Origin of the sequence: Dactylosporangium roseum, from assembly GCF_025264685.1 — a bacterium.
Taxonomy (GTDB): domain Bacteria; phylum Actinomycetota; class Actinomycetes; order Mycobacteriales; family Micromonosporaceae; genus Dactylosporangium; species Dactylosporangium roseum.
In genome coordinates this window covers 3,411,147-3,427,804 of sequence record NZ_CP073721.1, presented here as the reverse complement: position 1 = coordinate 3,427,804, position 16,658 = coordinate 3,411,147, and the positions used below count along the sequence as shown (strand labels likewise).

15 protein-coding genes and 4 pseudogenes are annotated in these 16,658 nt (G+C 66.9%); 10 read left to right on the top strand and 9 right to left on the bottom strand.

From position 1 onward, the window contains the following. The first annotated feature begins 37 nt into the window (after positions 1-37). Complete coding sequence (locus tag Drose_RS15960; protein ID WP_260728985.1) at positions 38-625, top strand: hypothetical protein; 588 nt, start codon at positions 38-40, stop codon at positions 623-625. Between the two features lie 516 nt (positions 626-1,141). Next, positions 1,142-1,426 carry a hypothetical protein gene (locus Drose_RS15955; RefSeq protein ID WP_260728984.1) on the top strand — a complete coding sequence of 95 codons (285 nt, stop codon included), beginning with the start codon at positions 1,142-1,144 and terminating at the stop codon, positions 1,424-1,426. On the opposite strand, the gene Drose_RS15950 is transcribed toward Drose_RS15955, so the two are convergent. The 3 genes from Drose_RS15950 to Drose_RS15940 all read right to left on the bottom strand — a co-directional run bounded on the left by Drose_RS15950 (position 1,416) and on the right by Drose_RS15940 (position 2,722). Next, on the bottom strand, positions 1,416-1,667 hold the full coding sequence (locus Drose_RS15950; RefSeq protein WP_260728983.1) for a hypothetical protein: 252 nt from the start codon (positions 1,665-1,667) through the stop codon (positions 1,416-1,418). The genes Drose_RS15955 and Drose_RS15950 overlap by 11 nt on opposite strands. A 147-nt stretch (positions 1,668-1,814) precedes the next feature. Further along, complete coding sequence (locus tag Drose_RS15945) at positions 1,815-2,123, bottom strand: hypothetical protein (RefSeq protein ID WP_260728982.1); 309 nt, start codon at positions 2,121-2,123, stop codon at positions 1,815-1,817. 110 nt (positions 2,124-2,233) lie between these two features. Then, positions 2,234-2,722, bottom strand: a complete 489-nt coding sequence (locus Drose_RS15940) for a hypothetical protein (RefSeq protein WP_260728981.1) — start codon at positions 2,720-2,722, stop codon at positions 2,234-2,236. 40 nt (positions 2,723-2,762) lie between these two features. Here Drose_RS15940 and Drose_RS15935 point away from each other — a divergent pair, with 40 nt between their 5' ends. The 3 genes from Drose_RS15935 (at position 2,763) to Drose_RS15925 (ending at position 5,249) form a co-directional block, all read left to right on the top strand. Continuing rightward, positions 2,763-3,875 carry a S1 family peptidase gene (locus Drose_RS15935; RefSeq protein ID WP_260728980.1) on the top strand — a complete coding sequence of 371 codons (1,113 nt, stop codon included), beginning with the start codon at positions 2,763-2,765 and terminating at the stop codon, positions 3,873-3,875. Positions 3,876-3,981: 106 nt separating this feature from the next. After that, a complete protein-coding gene (locus Drose_RS15930) occupies positions 3,982-4,473 on the top strand; it encodes a sigma-70 family RNA polymerase sigma factor (protein WP_260728979.1) in 492 nt (163 codons plus the stop codon). Further along, positions 4,470-5,249, top strand: coding sequence for a hypothetical protein (locus Drose_RS15925; protein ID WP_260728978.1), 780 nt, complete (start codon positions 4,470-4,472; stop codon positions 5,247-5,249). Before Drose_RS15930 ends, Drose_RS15925 begins: the two co-directional genes overlap by 4 nt. A gap of 108 nt (positions 5,250-5,357) precedes the next feature. Here the strand turns inward: Drose_RS15925 and Drose_RS15920 are convergent. Next, a pseudogene (locus Drose_RS15920) lies at positions 5,358-6,193 on the bottom strand (IS5 family transposase). 782 nt (positions 6,194-6,975) lie between these two features. Between Drose_RS15920 and Drose_RS38770 the strand changes: the two are divergent. The 5 genes and pseudogenes from Drose_RS38770 to Drose_RS15900 form a co-directional block, all read left to right on the top strand. Beyond that, positions 6,976-7,077 (top strand): annotated as a pseudogene (locus Drose_RS38770) (transposase family protein); the annotation flags it as partial. A 101-nt stretch (positions 7,078-7,178) separates the two neighbouring features. Further along, positions 7,179-7,670 (top strand): GNAT family N-acetyltransferase, encoded by a 492-nt coding sequence (locus tag Drose_RS15910; RefSeq protein ID WP_260728977.1) that lies wholly within the window; start codon positions 7,179-7,181, stop codon positions 7,668-7,670. Between the two features lie 130 nt (positions 7,671-7,800). After that, the gene (locus Drose_RS15905; RefSeq protein WP_260728976.1) at positions 7,801-8,643 is read left to right on the top strand and encodes a transposase family protein; all 843 of its coding nucleotides are present in this window, start codon (positions 7,801-7,803) and stop codon (positions 8,641-8,643) included. After that, entirely contained in the window at positions 8,609-8,977 is a 369-nt protein-coding gene (locus Drose_RS39350) for a NucA/NucB deoxyribonuclease domain-containing protein (protein WP_425545088.1), read from the top strand. The genes Drose_RS15905 and Drose_RS39350 overlap by 35 nt, the downstream gene beginning before the upstream one ends. Before the next feature lie 64 nt (positions 8,978-9,041). Continuing rightward, the gene (locus Drose_RS15900) at positions 9,042-9,578 is read left to right on the top strand and encodes a hypothetical protein (protein ID WP_260728975.1); all 537 of its coding nucleotides are present in this window, start codon (positions 9,042-9,044) and stop codon (positions 9,576-9,578) included. A gap of 819 nt (positions 9,579-10,397) precedes the next feature. Here the strand turns inward: Drose_RS15900 and Drose_RS15895 are convergent. From Drose_RS15895 to Drose_RS15880, 5 genes and pseudogenes are all read right to left on the bottom strand, one after another. Next, a complete protein-coding gene (locus Drose_RS15895) occupies positions 10,398-14,081 on the bottom strand; it encodes a coiled-coil domain-containing protein (protein ID WP_260728974.1) in 3,684 nt (1,227 codons plus the stop codon). Between the two features lie 227 nt (positions 14,082-14,308). Then, positions 14,309-14,545 (bottom strand): annotated as a pseudogene (locus tag Drose_RS39345) (IS1634 family transposase); the annotation flags it as partial. 130 nt (positions 14,546-14,675) lie between these two features. Further along, positions 14,676-14,879: pseudogene (locus Drose_RS39075) on the bottom strand (hypothetical protein); the annotation flags it as partial. Between the two features lie 253 nt (positions 14,880-15,132). Continuing rightward, positions 15,133-15,597 carry an ATP-binding protein gene (locus Drose_RS15885; protein ID WP_260728972.1) on the bottom strand — a complete coding sequence of 155 codons (465 nt, stop codon included), beginning with the start codon at positions 15,595-15,597 and terminating at the stop codon, positions 15,133-15,135. Further along, positions 15,594-16,457 carry an MEDS domain-containing protein gene (locus Drose_RS15880; protein ID WP_260728971.1) on the bottom strand — a complete coding sequence of 288 codons (864 nt, stop codon included), beginning with the start codon at positions 16,455-16,457 and terminating at the stop codon, positions 15,594-15,596. Before Drose_RS15880 ends, Drose_RS15885 begins: the two co-directional genes overlap by 4 nt. Positions 16,458-16,658 lie beyond the last annotated feature (201 nt).

The window sequence follows — 16,658 nt, the reverse complement described above, 5'->3', positions numbered from 1 at the left end:
CCCGGCATCGACAGTCGCCGTCACGGGGAGCCAGCCCATGTCTCGCACGTCCCGACTCGGATTCGTCGCCGCCGCGGCAGCGCTCCTGCTCGGCCTCAGTGCCGGCCCCGCCGCCGCACAGAACGGCTGGTTCTACAACCACGTGGACATCGCCGGCGCCGGCGTCCACACCTGCGCGCAGGCCACGTGCCCGGCGCTGACGGTCAACGGGCTGGGCGAGCAGGTCTCCGACTTCTGCTGGCACGTCGGCCAGAGCCTCGGCGGCACGGTCTACTGGGACCTGGTGTACGACTGGAACACGAAGTTCGCCGGCTGGACCAACGAGCACTGGCTCACCGACGAGAGCCAGGCGGCCCGCTGTGGCGACCCGAACCGCTACCAGATGGCCACGGCGGACGAGGGGGCGGGCATGCACACCTGCACCAAGCCCATCTGCGCGGTGGTCGGCATGGCCGCCACCCACCGGGTCCAGGTGTACTGCAACATCGACGGCGAGCGGATGACCAACCCGAACGGTGAGCTCAACTCCGACTGGCTCCTGGTCTACGACACCGAGACCGGCCTGGCCGGCTGGACGAACCGCGGCTGGGTGTCCTACCTGCCGTTTCTCCCCGGCCCATGCTGAGCTCTCCGTTGGACATCGACGGTTTCGTGCGCGACGGCTACGTCGTGGTCCGCGGCGCGTTCGACGCCGACACCGCGGCTGCCTGCCGCCGGGCGGCGTGGGCGGTGCTGGCCGGGCACGGCGTGCGCGAGGACGACCCCGGCACCTGGCGCCGCCCGGCCATCAGCATCGACACCCCGGACGCCGAGCCGTTCCGCGCGGCCGCCGCCGCACCGGCGCTGCACGCGGACTACGACGAGCTCATCGGCGCGGGCCGCTGGACGCCGCGGGCCGACGTCGGCGGTACCATCCCGGTGCGCTTCCCGTCCGAGGAGTTCCCCGGCGACGCCGGCTGGCACATCGAGGGCTCGTGGTGGGGCGGCACCGAGTACTGGGCCAACGTCCGCTCGCGGGCCCGCGGCCTGCTCGCGCTGTTCCTGTTCTCCGACGTCGGCCCGCTCGACGCGCCGACCCGGCTGCTGCTCGGCTCCCACCGCTACGCCGCGGCCGCCCTGGCCACCCGCGGCGCCGCCGGGCATGCCCGGCGGCGCCGTGCCCGACCTGCTGCGCCCGTCGACATTCTGCCGCCTGACCGCCGAGGCCACCGGTGCCGCCGGCGACGTCTACCTGTGCCACCCGTTCATCGTCCACACCGCGACGTGGCCGCACCGCGGCACCGCTCCGCGGTTCATGGCCCAGCCGGCCGTGCACGTCGCGGACGGCTTCCGCCTCGACGGCTCCGACCCGTCCCCGGTCGCCCGCGCGATCGTCGAGGGCATGGCCGACACCAGCCAGCTCCGCCCGGCGGCCGTCAGCAGTTGATGATCTGGTTGCGCTTGACGTTCTTGGTGCCGAGCTTGGTCCCGGGTAGCTTCGCCTCCTTGTACATACCGCGCACCTGGTCGAGCTTCTCCGCGGTGGTCTGGTCCACCACGACGACGTGCAGGTAGTACTCGGTGTCCACGTTGGCCGGGTCGCCGATGCGCACCGGCCCGCTGGAGAACCAGCGCCCGCCGGAGAACGTGCCCGGCTGCTCGTAGAAGAACTTGTCGGTGTCGTACACCTGCTGGACGAAGATGAACGCCCGCTGCCCGGGATCGTCGCCGCTGCCGCTGATGGTCTCGCATTCAACGCCTCGGCGGCTCGCGCCAGGAGATCAGTTCGCACGGCGAGCCGGCTCCGTCACGCTGTCGCAGCGCACTGGTGAGTTCTACCTGGGTAGCGCGATGTCGTGCACCACGACCGCAACGTTGAACGGCGACGGAAGCTGCTGCGCTTGAGCTGCGAGGTCTTCGAGCAGTCCCGTAGTGGTGTGCCGCGCAACTTTCGAGCGCTTGTCACCGGCTACCTGCTCGGGCTGGAAGCAGGCGACGAGGTACACGCCGTGGGTATGCCCGGCCGGCTCGAGGTACTGCCCGAAGAGCTGCTTGGTCAACGCGGTCGTGGTGGAGTCGTTCCAGCAGCCCTTGACCTCGATGACGACGCAGATCGTGTCGCCAGCGCTATCGGTCGCGTCCACACGGATGTCGTGCCGCTGGCCGACGCCTGCGGAGTTTCCACCGGTAAGCCACTTGTTGATCGTGTCCAAAGCCTCCAGGACGGCCGCCTGGAGGTCGGCTGCGTCGGTGATCAGGCGTCGCCGTCGGTCCTGCAGTAGTTGGTGCAGGTGGTCGAGAGCCGGCGGGGTCCATGTCTGCTCTCGGTGCCGCGTTGCACCAGAGCGTGGAGCAGCTCGTCTCTCCAGAAGCCGAGCTGTTCCCGCCGTGAAACGAAGTGCGCCTCCCTGTCCGCCCGCTCAGCTCGCGGTGGGAACTGGACGGCGAGCCATTCGTAGAGCTCTGCGATGGCGTCGTCGAAGCCCACGACGGTCAGCGGTCGATCCGGAGGTGTTGGCCGAGTTCGAGCGCGACCTCTCTGCCGACCGCCGGCATGGTCGTCACCAGCCACGGTTCCATCGACGATCTGACTATTCGTACCCACATCCTTCAGGTCCTCGAAGGCGGCGAAGAAGCATTCATGCGATGCTTCCACAACCGCATTGCTTCTCTCCTCGGCGCCGCCTGCCTGGGCCGACGACGCGCCGCCGACCACGTCGACATCAGCCGACGCGAGCGACAAGCTCGTCTCGGCCGATCAAATCGCTCGCCAGGAACGCCTCATGGCGCTGAAGTCCTGGATCATCACCCAGCCCGGTGTGGAGGACAGCGGCTACGTCGAGTCGGTCAACGACGTCGCCAACCTGGCCACGACGGTCCTGTGGCACGGAGCGGCGACCCCGTTCCAGCAGGCCATCGTCGCGCAGGCGAGGAGCCGTGGCATCGCGCTGACCATCAAGCAGCGCAAGTTCAGCCGGACGCAGCTGCTGACCGCGGCGCAGTCGGCGGCTCGGAGCGCCGGAAAGGGCGCGCTGACGGGCTTCGACGTGACGTCCGTTGCCACCCTGGATCCCGATTTCGACGGCGTCATCGTTCGCGGCAACTACCTCGGCGCCTCGTCCAAGACCCGCGCCGCACGCGATGCGACGCTGGCGAAGGGGGCGTCCGCGCAGATCGGTGTCGACGTCTCCGTCGCGCCGTCGGCCGGGCGGATCACGCCAGCGGTGGCCACCCGGTCGAACGACACCGCGCCGTTCAACGCTGGCGGCTACATGCGCTCGCCGAGCAGCGGGACGGTGTGTACGACCGGCTTCGGCATCTGGCTCAACGGCGTGTCTCGTACCACCACGGCACGCCACTGCTGGCGGCATGACTACCGGGCCCGGGACGGCTCCGCGAGCTACGGGGACGGCCTGGTGAATTCTGGTGACGGTGCGGCCCGTGTCATGACCACCGGCGGTTTCTACTGGATGTTCGACGGCGCCTGGAACAATTCGGCCGGATATAAGAAGACGGTCATCGGCTACAGCGACGTCAGCACCGGGGACCTGGTCTGCGCCAGCGGAGGCAACTCCGGCGTGCGCTGCGCCATCGAAGTGCGGACGATGTGCGTGCTGTTCAACGACGGTATGGGATTCGGCAATATCTGCACCATTCAGGGGCACCAGCAGTCGAACGGCATTGCCGCAATTCAGGGGGACAGCGGCGGGCCGGTCTTCACTCTCGGCGGCACCAACCAGGTTCGGGCCACCGGCATGATCCAAGCGGTTCAGGGCGGCTGGACGAACTGCGCCGGCGTGCACGACGGCGGCGGAAACATCTGCAGTGACTGGATGTTGTTCTCGTCCATGCGAACGATCAACAATTCACTCGGCGCCTCGCTCCGCACCGGATGACCTTGACCGCCGGAAATAGTTCGTAGTCGGGCTCCACATTTGCGGCCGCCCGTAGCGTTACCTTGGTGACGGTACGGGCGGCACGTCGGCAGCGGGAGGAACCTCAATGACGTTCGAGGAGTTCCTCGGCGCTGAGATGACCGGTCTGACGCGGTTCTCCGGTGCGCTCTGCGGAAATCAGCACCTCGCCGAGGACGTGCTGGTCGACGCTCTGCTCGTCGCGTCCACCCGCTGGAGCCGGATCTCCCGGATGGAGCATCCCTTGGCGTACGTGCGCCGGATAGTGCTCTCCACGTTCCTGTCCGAGACCCGCAAGGCCGGTCGCCGCCGCACCGAGGCCACCTCCGACCCGGCGTTGCTGGAGCGAGCGGACGCCGACGCTTACGAGGCGGTGGACCGCCGAGACGAGGTGCGGCGGCTGCTGGCGACCCTGGCGCCGCAGCAGCGCGCCGCCGTTGTGCTCCGATACCTGTTCGACCAGACGGACGACGAGGTGGCGGACGTCCTGAGCTGTTCGCCCGCCACCGTCCGCTCACACCTGTCGCACGCGCGCTCGGCGCTGCGGCTGACCGCCGCCGTAGATCGGAGGGGATCATGATGGAGGTCGACGAACTGCGCGAGGCCCTGGTCCTGGACGATGCCGACCCCGGCGCGGTGCTCGCCCGCCTGTCCGCGAAGCGACGGGCCCGGCACCATCGCAGGCAGGGTTTCGCCGCGGCGGGCACGGTGGTGGTCCTGGCCGCTGGGGGCCTGTTCTTCGCCCGGGCCCAGGACGATGCGCAGCCACCCAGCGCCGCCCCAGCAACAGCGTCCATCGCCTCCGGTGGTCCTTCCGCCCCGGCCGTTGCGGAAGGATGCGTGGCGGTCCCGCTCGCCGACCGGCTCCGCGACCTGCGCGGCACGGGCGCCTCGGTCATCGTCGCGCGGGCGCATCTGACGGGACGGACCGCGAGCGACGGGGTCCGGCATCACGAGATGACGCTGGACATCGTGCGCACGCTGGGCGGCCCGGCCGTGCATGACGGTGCCAGGGTGTGGGTCGAGACGCCCGAGCTGCCGCCGCTGCCCGATCCGGTCGCCCGGGGCAACCCCGGCCCGCTCTGGGGTCCGGGCGAGATGGTGTTCGCCCTGGTCCTGCCGCAACAGCTCACCGGATCCGCCCTCGGCGTGACAGTCGAGCAGGCGCCGATCGTCGACGGCAAGGTCATCTTCGGCAGGTCGGGCGGCTGCTGGAGCACGAGCGGCCTGTCCGGTACGGCCTTCCACGGCCGACTGACCGAGATCCCAGGAAGCGAAACCTTCGCCCGCGCCTCGACGACAGGCTTCACCGCCGTCCCGCTGTCCTCCGTCGAGCGCCTCGCATCCGGCCTGTAGCAGGGCCGGCCAGCAGACTTGTCGTCGGTTCGCCGATAGAGGTGGCATGCGCCGGCCGTATGCCCTGGAGAGGACGTCTGATTCACGAAGTTTGTGAGTTGTGTACGTTCAGGTGTCTCGCCAGGTTGGGGTGGTTTCGTCGGTGAGGCGTTTGGCGAGGTTGTCGATCATCGCGATGGTGATCATGCTGGCGGAGTTGTCGGGTCGGGTTTCGTAGTCACGCACGAGCCGGCGGTGGTGCATGAGCCAGCCCAGCGTTCGTTCCACGACCCAGCGGCGTTTGACGACTGAGAATCCTTTGATGGCAGGGTTTTTGGTGACGACCTCGACGTCGATGCCAAGTCTGGCACCGTGTTCGACGACGGTGTTCTTGAATCCGGCGTCGACCCATGTTTTGGCGAGCGTGGGATGGCGGGTGGTGGCCTCGTTGAGCAGGTCGACGCCGATGGCGTTGTCGCTGACGCTGGCGGCGGTGACGATGACGGCCAGGAGTAGGCCCAGGGTGTCGGTGATGATGCCCCGCTTGCGTCCCACCACTTTCTTGCCCGCGTCGGTGCCCTGTGTGGACAGTGGAACGTTGGTGGAGGTTTCACGCTCTGGGTGTCCATGATGGACGCGGTGGGGGTGGCCGGTTTGCCGGTGTGGTCACGGACCAGGCCGGTGAGGTCGTAGTTCAGTTCGGCGAAGATGCCTTCGTTGGTCCAGGCGGCGAAGTAGCCGTAGACGGTGCGGTAGGGCGGGAAGTCGTGGGGCAGGTAGCGCCAGGGGGTGCCGGTGCGGTTGATGTACAGGATCGCGTTGAAGATTTCGCGTAGGTCGTGCGTCGGTGTGCGGCCGCCGACGCTGGCGTCGGTGCGGGTCTGGCGCCACGTGGTGAGTCGGGGGGCGATGAGGGCCCAGCGGGCGTCGGACAGGTCGGAGGGGTACGCGCTGCGTTCAGTCATGCCGGTGTGCGTACGGTGGCGGTGGGCCGGTGTGACGGACAGCGGGTCCGTTGTTTCCGTGACGAAAGTGAATCAGACACGATCCGCTGCTGAAACGTCTCGTATGCGGCCGACTCGAATCGGCTGAAATGATGATGTTCTTGGCAACTTCAGGCACACGTGGGCAGTGACTGTCGATGGGCGGACCGGACGTTATCCGTCCCAACCAGAATCAAACGTCCAGTGGAGGGGGCATCTGATTCGCTTACGTCAACCTATGTTCGTATTTGTGATGTCGTCGTTGCGCCAGCCTCGGCTATTCAGACCGAATTTCGGCTATCGAGGGCGATAAGGGAAGGTGCAGCCGACCCGCCAGTTCCTCGCCCGAGAGCCCTACCAGCGACCGGCCGAGATCAACTGCTTACCGTTGTTTTGGTCGGACGGTCCGCACAGCTCGGTGATGCTGCCGGCATCACCTTCACGATGCCGCTGGCCCATGCTGTTGGCATGGTTATGTGTGTTCACGCAGGCAAGAGCGGTCGATGCGGGTCAGGTCCAGGGTCAGGGCGATTGCGTAGTCGATCGACGAGGTGTTGAGCAGGGGGTTCGTACGGTGGGAGAGCCCTGCGGAGGCCGAAGAAGCGGGTGAGGCCGTATCGGTGATCATGGAGTTCTCGACGCCCCGTGACCACCGCAAGGACCTCACCCGCAGATGGCATCATCCCTCATCCCCGCACTGACCGTCACCGACCCGGCGTAGAGTCCCGCCCGTAGCGGTCACCGATGGTGAGCACGGCGGGCTACTGCACGCCCTGGCCGCAGTCCCGGATCCACGTGACCCGCGCGGGATCCGCTATCCCCTCGCCGGCCTGCTCACCGTCGCGGTCTGCGCCGTCCTCGCCGGCGCGTCGTCGTTCGCCGCGATCAGCGACTGGCTGCACGACCTCGATGAGCAGGCCCGGAACCAGCCCCCTCTGCGGCTGCGGAAACGCGGTGTGACCCAGGCGTGCTGCGTGGGCGGCTGCGTGCCGGTCATGCCCCGGCGGTCCTGGCCTTCGAGTTGGCGAACCGCGCCTACTTCGCTGCCTCGGTTTCCGACCGCGGCGACGACTTCTTCGGCCAGTTCACCGAGCGGCACGACGCGTTGCTGGTTGAGCAGGAGGCCGGCGTGTGCGCCTTCTACGTGCTCGTCGCTGAGGACGGCGTCGTGCTGGGCAGGTTCAACCTGTACAACATTGACGATCACAGCGCGGAACTCGGCTACCGGGTCGCGCAGCATGTTGCTGGCCGTGGCGTGGCGACCGCGACTGTCCGGGAACTGTGCCATTTAGCGGTGGCCGAGCACAGCCTGCGCACGCTGCGCGCCGCTACCGCCGATCGGAACGTTGCGTCACGGAAGGTGCTAACCAAGGCCGGGTTCGTCCCTGTCGGCCCGGCTGACCCGGCCCATCTCGGGGGTAAGCCAGGCACCTGGTATCAGCGCGACCTGGCGTCCTAGCCGTATACCGCTTCCTGTCGAGTGCGCTCGACACGGGCATATCGGTTCACGCCGGACGACGCCGGAAACAGGCGCGGAGCCATCGATAGACAGGTCTTGCGACAGATCCACGTCTTCGAGAGGGCTCCGCGTGATCGCCTATCCTGCCATGCTCGACGTGCCCAGGGAACTCGTGCAGTACCTCGGCCGGCTGCTCGCCGCCGAGCGCCGCGACCGCGGCACCCGGACCGGCACGCGAGCGTTGACCTGCTTCTACCAGGCACTCATGGTGCTGGTCTGGTTCCGCAAGGCCGAGAACCTGACACTGCTGGACGCCGGTTTCGGTATCTCCCGGGCCACCGCGTACCGCTACCGCGACGAGGGCGTCGCCGTGCTGGCTGCCCAGGCCCAGGACCTGCACACGGCGCTGCGCCGGGTCGCCGCCGACGGCTGGTCGCACGTGATCCTCGACGGGAAGCTGTTCGACTGCGACCGGCTCACCGAGACCACGCTGAGCGTCAAGGGCGACACGATCGATGCGTGGTACTCCGGCAAGCACCGCGACTTCGGCGCGAACGTGCAAGCCGTCATGCGACCCGACGGGCTGCCGATCTGGACCTCCGACGCGCTGCCCGGGCACCTGCACGACACCAGCTGCGCCCGCGCGCTCGGGGTGACCGCAGCGCTGAACTGGGCGGCCGCCCACCTTGACCTGCCCGCACTGGCTGACGCCGGCTACGACAACACCGGTCACGGCATCAAAACACCCGTCAAGCAACCCGCCGACGGCAGTCGGCTCGCGCCGGACAACCGCGCATACAACCGGCTGCTACGCGGCCTGCGCTGGCAGGGCGAACGCGGCTTCGCCACCCTGATCGGACGCTGGAAGACGCTACGACACACCACCGTGAGCCCGCGCCGGATCGGCGACATCGTCGCCGCCGCGCTGCACCTGACCCATTTCGAATACAAATACCTACCGCAAAGTCGTTGAGATCAGCTCATTACACAGGCTTATCAACCCCGTCGACCAAGCTAGGAACCGCGAGTACGCCGGCAAGGTATGTGTAGATGTCTGGGATCCGGGCGGAGCAACACCCAATCTGGAATGCGATGAGTACCCGTTCGCGTCGACCAAGGAGGGCGCCTACCTCGGCAGTACCGCCGCGGGAGGCGACAGCAACGGCTGGCGAACTTGGAACGGCTCCTCCCGCCTGATCGGCGCAGAGGACAACGGAACTGCGGGGACCAGGTACATCAACGCGCAGTTCTACCAAGCAAACCGGATGCTCGACGACGACGCGTTCTTCGTCGCCATCAGCCGTTGACGGACGCGGGCCGGTTCCGGCACGGGACCGGCCCGCGCCCTGGTCAGCCGAGGAGGTTCCCGCAGTGACCGTGTCGCTCGAGTTCGTGATCCCGACCAGTGAAGGGATCTTCATGATCCGCGACATCAGCGCCGACACGTCCGCACAATTGCCGGCGTGGAGGGCCAGCCGAATTCCGGGCCACCGCGGAGGACGGTTGTACGGCGCCGCCGGCGCAGTGCTGCTCGTGCACTGCGCTCATCAGCGCAGCATGCCATTGCTGCGACTGGAGCTGCTCGATACCGAACCAGGACCCGGCGAGGCGCCGTGGCACTGGGAGGTCCGCAGCAGCCTTCAACTGCCCACCGGCCGGATCAGGGTCGACTCAGGCGACAACATCCTGCCGGAGGACCTGCTCGACATCGACGCGGGCAGCGGACCCGGCGCCTACGGCATCACGTTCGGCCACACCGGCCGCACCGACATGCTCGCTGGAGCACTCCGCGTTTCACAGCAGACACAGCACGCTGACGTCGACACCGCGATAGCGGGGTGGCGAGATCTTGACGGCATTGAAAAATACCTGGTCAGGCTCTGGCCCAACACAGCAGTCCCCCAATGATGCGACTGCCGCTGCCGCGTGTGCCGACGTACAGGAGCAGCGTAGTGGCACCTGGATCGCTGCGGCGGGTCGAGGAGCCGCGCCCAGACATCGGATCCGCAGCCGCCCGAACCAGGCGGCTTCAATACCTGGGTAGGTGTCAATGCCTCCAGTTTTGAAGCGGGTTCGACGCCGGCTGCGGCCGCACAGGCCACAGGCCGCAGGCCCACGATGAAGGCCGACATGCATCGGACAGAGAGGGGACGGCGGCACGGCTGCCTGACTCACGGTCAGTAGTGGGACCGCAGCGCGCGCGTAGCGCGACGCCACTCCGAACCATCAGGAAGACCCGTGTGCTGCGCCATAGCTCGTCACTGCTGATGATGCGGATCGACGACGGTATCCCCGAGCCCGCGCCCGCGCCCTAACTTCCCTGATGCCCAATGACACAGCAGCCCGAACCAGACCGCATCCAACAATGCAACCAGCACACCAGGATCACCGCCGCACCCGCCACCAGAACGCCTCGGACGAGATTCGCGACGCCATCCGCGACCTCAACATGGCAGCCATACTGCCTGACGGCATGATGCTGCCCACCGCCGCCGCCGCACTACGCGACGAAGTTGCCACCCTTGCCCACGTTCCACAGTTGAGCGGCAGTTCTAGGCACGGGCGGCGGTGGAGCTGCAGGTCGCATCCGCGACAGGCCACCAAGCCCACCGCACAGTTCCCGATCCAACTGCAACGCACGAAGGCGAGCCATCCGCCGATGTCGATGAGAGTGCACATCGACCGATCGCATGCGATCGGCGACGAACGAATAGGACGCCGACGTGATTAGCCCCAGCCGTCGTCGGGGTTGGTCAAGTCGGATAGCCGCCGGGCTGCGTCTCGGTCGCCGGCATCGGCGCGTGGTCGCAAGAAGGCAGCCGCCTCGTTCCGGCGATCATTCCGGACGAGCAGGTCGATCAGGAGTTTGACGGAGTCCTTGTCGCCGGCGAGAGCGCCCTTCCTTAGGACCTCGACCGCCTCGTCGACCCGACCGTGGGCTTCGAGGGCGCGGACTAGAGAGTTGGCCGCGAAGGTGTCGCCAGCCCTGGTCCGCGTCTGTAGCTCCTCGATGTCACCACGTTCGCGGAGCAAGTGAGCCAAGCCGGCCGCGGCGGCGCCGTCACCGGCGTGGGCTCGCCTCCGCAACTCTTCGAGCTCACCGCGCTGCTCGAGTAGTGAAGCAAGCGCCCCACTCGCGTTGTGGTCACCGGCGTCGGCACGATGACGGAGTTCATCGATTCGACTGCGCTGTCGAAGCAGATTAACAAGGTCTCTCGCCGCCTCGGCGTGGCTGGTGTGACTCCGGAGGGCGTCGATGGCCTCGTCGATGCTTCCCCGTTGGGCGAGAAGACGTGCCAGGCTCCTCGCAGCCTCAGAGTCGCCAGCGTCCGCCCGGCTCCGCAGTCCGACGAGGTCAGCCCGGTCAGCTAGGAGTTTGTTCAGGGCCGATTCGGCAAACTTGTCGCCGGCCTCCGATCTGGCGCGCAACTCCTCGCTCTGACCTCGCTTGGACAGTAGATCGGCGAGCTTTCGTGCGGCGCTGCGGCTACCTGACTCGGCGCTGGTACGCAGCACGGCTGCCGCCTCTTCGAGTAGATTGCGCTCGATGTGCAGCTCCGCTAGTTCGATCGCGGCCCGTTCGTCGCCGGCCGCCGCAAGGGCCTGCAACTGGTCGATGTTGCCGTGAGCTCGGAGAAGATCGGCGACGAAGGCGGCACTGCCGTGCGCCTGGAGGACCTCGACTGCCTCATCCGTACGGCCATGCTCCGCCAGCAGGTCGGCGAGCCTCCGCACGGCCTTGGGCACGTGCGCGTCGACGTGGCGGCGGAGCACATCGATCGCCTCAGCAACCCGGTCTTGCTGATCAAGCAGGCGCGCCAGCATGGCGCCTAAGTTGGGATCGCTTGCGTACGGTGCAAGCACGCTGATGGCATCGTCGATCCTCTCTTGCCGTCTTAACAAGAGGGAGGCTTCCCAGGCAGCGTTTCGGTCGCCAAGTTCGGCTCGAGTCCTCAGCTCCTCGATGTCATCTGATTTGCCCAGCAGCTTGGCCAACTCCCGAGCCGAAGGTTCGTCACCGGCATCGGCCCGTGACCTCAATTCGTCGATGCGGCCATGTTCCCGGAGTAAGCCCGCGAAATACCAACCGACATCCTTGCCGTCAGCGTGAGGGCGGAGCAAGTCGATTGCCTCGTCCGCTTCGCCGCGTCGTGCCATCATATGGGCTGCCTGTAAGGCTGCTGCCGGGCTACCGGCATCGGCCCAGCTCTTAAGGTCATCAAGGCGTCCCTGTTTGGCTAGAAGCTCGACCAATCGTTTGGCCGCATCCTTACTGCCGGCATCGGCTTGGGCTCGCAGGTGCTTGCGTTGGACGGTACGCGCGAGGTGGTCCTGAAGTAGCACGTGCCGGAACTGGTAGGCACTTCCGGCTTGTCGAAGGACCCCACGCTCATGTGCATCCTTCAGGAACCGTTGAAGTCGCCACGGCATCCAGCCGTTTACCGCGAGCCGGGCTCTGGCGGCCCAACCACATGCCCAAGGCCAGATGCCGATCAACACCGATGCGCTGCCGAATATCGCAACGGCGGCACCCCCGGCGATCCATGCACGAGCGCTCGCGTCGAGGAAGCTAGTGATAGCCCCGAATACCGCACCTGCAATCAGGCTGTACAGAGCCAGAATTACCGCAGGCCAGCCGTTGAGGCGGATGCTGTGACCGAGGGTTGTCCGAGTAAGTCGAGTCATGCTCATCGAGTCAACTGCCAGTCCTAGCAAGGCAACGAACAGCCCGCCGAGCAGTGCTGCCGTCCAACTGGCGTCAATCAGTCCGATCAATAGGCCGCCCCCCAACCCGAACTCGAAGGCGGATCTCCGACGTACAGTACGGCGCTCACTCAGAGTTCGGTAGTTCAGTGAGATCGGGGAGTGGTCATCAATCAGCCAGCAAAGAAGCCTTGGCCGGAGCGTCGCGACCGCAGCCACCTCGGCGGCGACAGCGGCAGCCAGACGGGCGGCCATCGAGGCGCCCCCGATCGCGTGGCCGCACAGGATCGCAACCGCCACCACCGGCAGCGCCAGTGCCGAGACGATGAGGACCTTCGTTCGACCCGAGTGGACGGCTAGCAGATCGGGCGGGAGATCCTGACGGTGCAGATCACGGGTTCCCGCCTGGTACAGGTGGTACGCGAGGCCGCCCAGCGCTCGTCTCGCGTGATCGACGGAGTAGCGGCCTCGCCGGCGACGGTCATATGCGGTGGAGTTCGGTGAGTCCCTGTATGCGGCCGTGACGAACGCATCCATGAGTCGACCGGCGATGTCATGGCGCGTGGGCAACGTGAGCAGGTCGCTGGGGGTGGAAGATCGTTCACGATACGCGATACGAGCGAGACCGACCATCAGCGGAGTGGAGAAGGCCGAGGCGAGTGGGCCGGTCGGGTCTTGGCGGACGGCCCCGAATACCGATGCCCAGCGCGACTCATCGACGGGTTGGGAGAGGAACGTGATCGCTGCTTCCGTATCAACGGGCTCCAACTCAATCACAGCAGCCCGTGACATCACCTGACTACGACGAACAGCCTGCTCGTATTCGATAGTCCGACACGTGACGACCAGCGATCGGCCGATCGCCGCGAAGTCATCAAGCGCGATCAAAGCCGTCGCATGCAGGTTAGTCGGCAGCTCGTCGAGACCGTCAAGGATCGGCAGCACACGCCGATGTTCGATCAAGCGCCGGGCCATGGCGGCGGGTCCGCCCGGACCGTCCAGAACGTCCGTATATTCCTCGGCCATTCGTCGAGCGAGGAAGGCCTCCACTCCTTCTGTCGCTGGATTCCATTCGTTGATCGCGAAGATTACCGGCAGCCCTACATCAGTCGCCGCGCTGCGAATGAGCCCAAGCGTCAACAAGATCGCAAATATGCTCTTGCCAGCTCCTGGCTCCCCGATCACGACCAACTGCCGGTGGGGGAGATCCAGAAATGCATCCACAATCTCTCGGTTGAGTGGGTCGACCTTGCCCTTCATCGGCAGATCCTGCCAATCCGCGCCGATTTCGTCGAACACGACAGACCGGTTGGCAGCCGGGCGATCGGTCGAGGACCACCGAACCGAGAGCGGAACGGGCTTGATGACCTGAAGCCGAACCGCCTCAATGGCCCACTTTTTTTCGAGCCTCGTGGCCAATTCGGCCACGGCTTTGTCAGAAGCCTCCTGGGTGGGAGCGGGAGCATCGGGTGCTGCGGACAAATGCTGCAGAAGGATGGCAAAGACCGCAACGACGACTGCCAGGACTGCGACCGCGCACCACATCAGCAAGGAGTTCGCGGTCCACCGCTGCCAGGATGACGGGACCACGTTCGTCGCTAGGTTTGTCGTCACCGCAAGCATGGCCAGCAGAACAGCACTTAACCCAGCTAATGCCGCTGCGAGCCAACGTCGCGCACGGCCCCGAGCCAGCAGGCGAACCGTCACTGCGGAATCATCTCAGAGCGAGCCGTCCGCCCTGAAGCAGCATGCCGGTAGAGACTCACCGGCAAACGAGCCTTTCACCGGACAGCAACCCGAGTTCCGCAGATAAGGGCGTTGAATAGACCGCGGATCCGGTAGGTGACGTGCGGAAATGCGCTCTTGGCTGGTGACGGGGCGTGTATCTAGGCGGTCGGAGGCCGCGGCGATGGCTTGACCTGGGGGTTCAGTGGTCAGGTGGTTGGGATGGCGGCCTGGACGCGCTTGGGCGGGTCGATCGCGAGCGCGGTGAACAGGTCGCGCTGGGCCTTGGTGAGCTCGGTGGTCTGGCGGAAGATGCCGGCCGGGCCGGTGAAGGTGACGGCGTGCAGCCGGTCGGCCTCGGTGCGGATGCGTTGCCAGGTCTGCCCGGAGGTGTTCTCCGCGACGCGGATGAGCAGCAGCGCCAGCCAGCACAGCAGTACGTGACACCACCGGCGAACCAGATTTCGACGGCGTGGGTGGTCGGTGCGGCGGGTTCGGCGGCGTAGAGGGTGAGGAGAGCCCTGGGCTCCGAGGCCAGTCCATGCTCTCGTAGGCGAGTTCCAGGTCGTCGACGTCGCGGTGGTGAATGTGTTTCCTGCCGGCGCCGTGCGCGCAGACGTTGTGTGCGCTCCAGCGGCGTCGGAACGCGTGGCTGCGGGCCCGAGTTAACGGTCGAGCGGGCCGGTTGGCAGGGTGCGTCTGGTGGTGGCCGCGCCGAAGGTGTGGCGGTCGGCGGACAAGCCTCGTCGCGAGGCGGCAGAACGTGGCGTTCGATGGCATCGGTACACTGCCAGGTCCGTCTTCGCCGTTCTCGCTGATCAGCCGCAAACTCGAAGCCGCTGCCGGTACACGCTCATCGGCCGTGCCGCGCGGCCAGTGCACCCACACGCAACCTTCCGCAGTCTGGCGACAGTGAATCGAAATGATCAGTGCAATCCAGGTGGGGCATGAACCTTGAGGCTCGCGGACGGCAGGTAGCTCGCGTGCGGCGACACCACGTCCGACTGGTCGGCATGACGAACCGCGTGCAGGGTCAGTGAGGTCCTGGGATGAGATGGACGGGCATCGTGACCGTGACGGTGGTGCCGGTGCTGTCGCAGCGGATGCTGACGTCGGTGCTGAGTTGCCGCACGATCCACAGGCCGCGGCCGCCTGGTGCGGTCGGCGGGACCGGGACGAGTCCGATGAGTTCGGGGTCGGCGATTCCGGGGCCGTGGTCGCTGACCTGGCAGATCAGGTTGTTGTCGGTTCGCCGCAGCCGGAGGTGACCGGTGCCACCGCCGTGCTGCACCACGTTGCTGGCCAGTTCACCGACGATAAGGAGGAGGCTGTCGATAGTGCGCGCCGGGATGTTGCCGGCGTGGGCGTGTGCGGTGACGGCCGCGCGCAGGGTGTACAGGTCGCCTTCGGTGAACGGCTGCTCAAGATCGAGGGCGTGTGCCGGGTCGGTGCGAGGTGCTGGCTTGACGCCGGCCGCCTCCTGCTCGGGCCCGTTCATGGCGCGTTGGATACCCGCAGTTGCCGTACGTCAATCGCGCCGCACAATTGCAGGAGCTTGTCGACGAGCGGGCCGCACCGCACGAGCATGTGACGGTCGGGCGGCAGCTCAGTCGCTGCGCGGATGATCTCTGCGGCGCAGGCACCGTCGAGGTAGTGCAGCCGCCGCAGGTCGAGGTGGATGTGCTGGTCGAGGCGGATCGACTCGGCGAGGGCCTGTTGCAGCACAGTGAGGTGGCGGTAGTCCAGTTCGCCGGCGATGCGGACGCCCGGCGGCCGGTACTGCCGGCACACCCGCAGCAGCGGATCTTCGTGGTACACCTGCGCGGCGACCGTCTTTTGGTGGACCTCGGCGGCGAAGGCGAGGGTGACGGCGTCGAACACGTCGCGGTCGTACTGGCAGATGGTGGTCAGTGTCCCTGCCGGAGCGAGGTCGCCGAGCTGCCGTTCGAAGTGCAGCAGTTCCTGGGCGGCGGCGTGGGGACGGGTGGCCCAGCCCATGTCCGCGGTGACCCGCAGCGCGGTGAACCCGGCTGCTGCGGCAGCGGAGAGTTCCTCGGTCAGGATGTCCAGCATGCGCCGGGCGCTGGGCGCGCCGTTGTGGAGCCAGGCCGTGGTGTAGTCGGCGACACGCAGCTGGCCGGTGGCGATCACCTCGTCATAGGCGACGGATCGCTGGAGCAGTTCCTCACCGAGGGTTTGGGGGGCGATGGTGTCGGTGAAGCACACCACCCGGTCGCCCTGCTCCAGGCCCTCGCCGACGAATGCGGCGATCAGGTCTATGCGCTCGTCCGGATCGGTGAAGGTGAGGCAGGCATGTGTGCCCGCCTCGAGCTGCTCGACCGTGACCGCCTCCGCCATCGTTGCCGACCACCCCTCACCCTCGACGCCTACCCATAGCATAGGGGGCGCCGTGTCTCGGGCTGCACGCTGGCCGGACCTGCCCGTCGGTATGGATCAACCGGCGAGTCGGCTTCGCCGGAGCGCCGGTCGAACCGGGACATGCCGGCCGCAAGCCCAATGACCAGCAGGCGGGTACAGTCGCCGGGCGCTGTGCGTGCA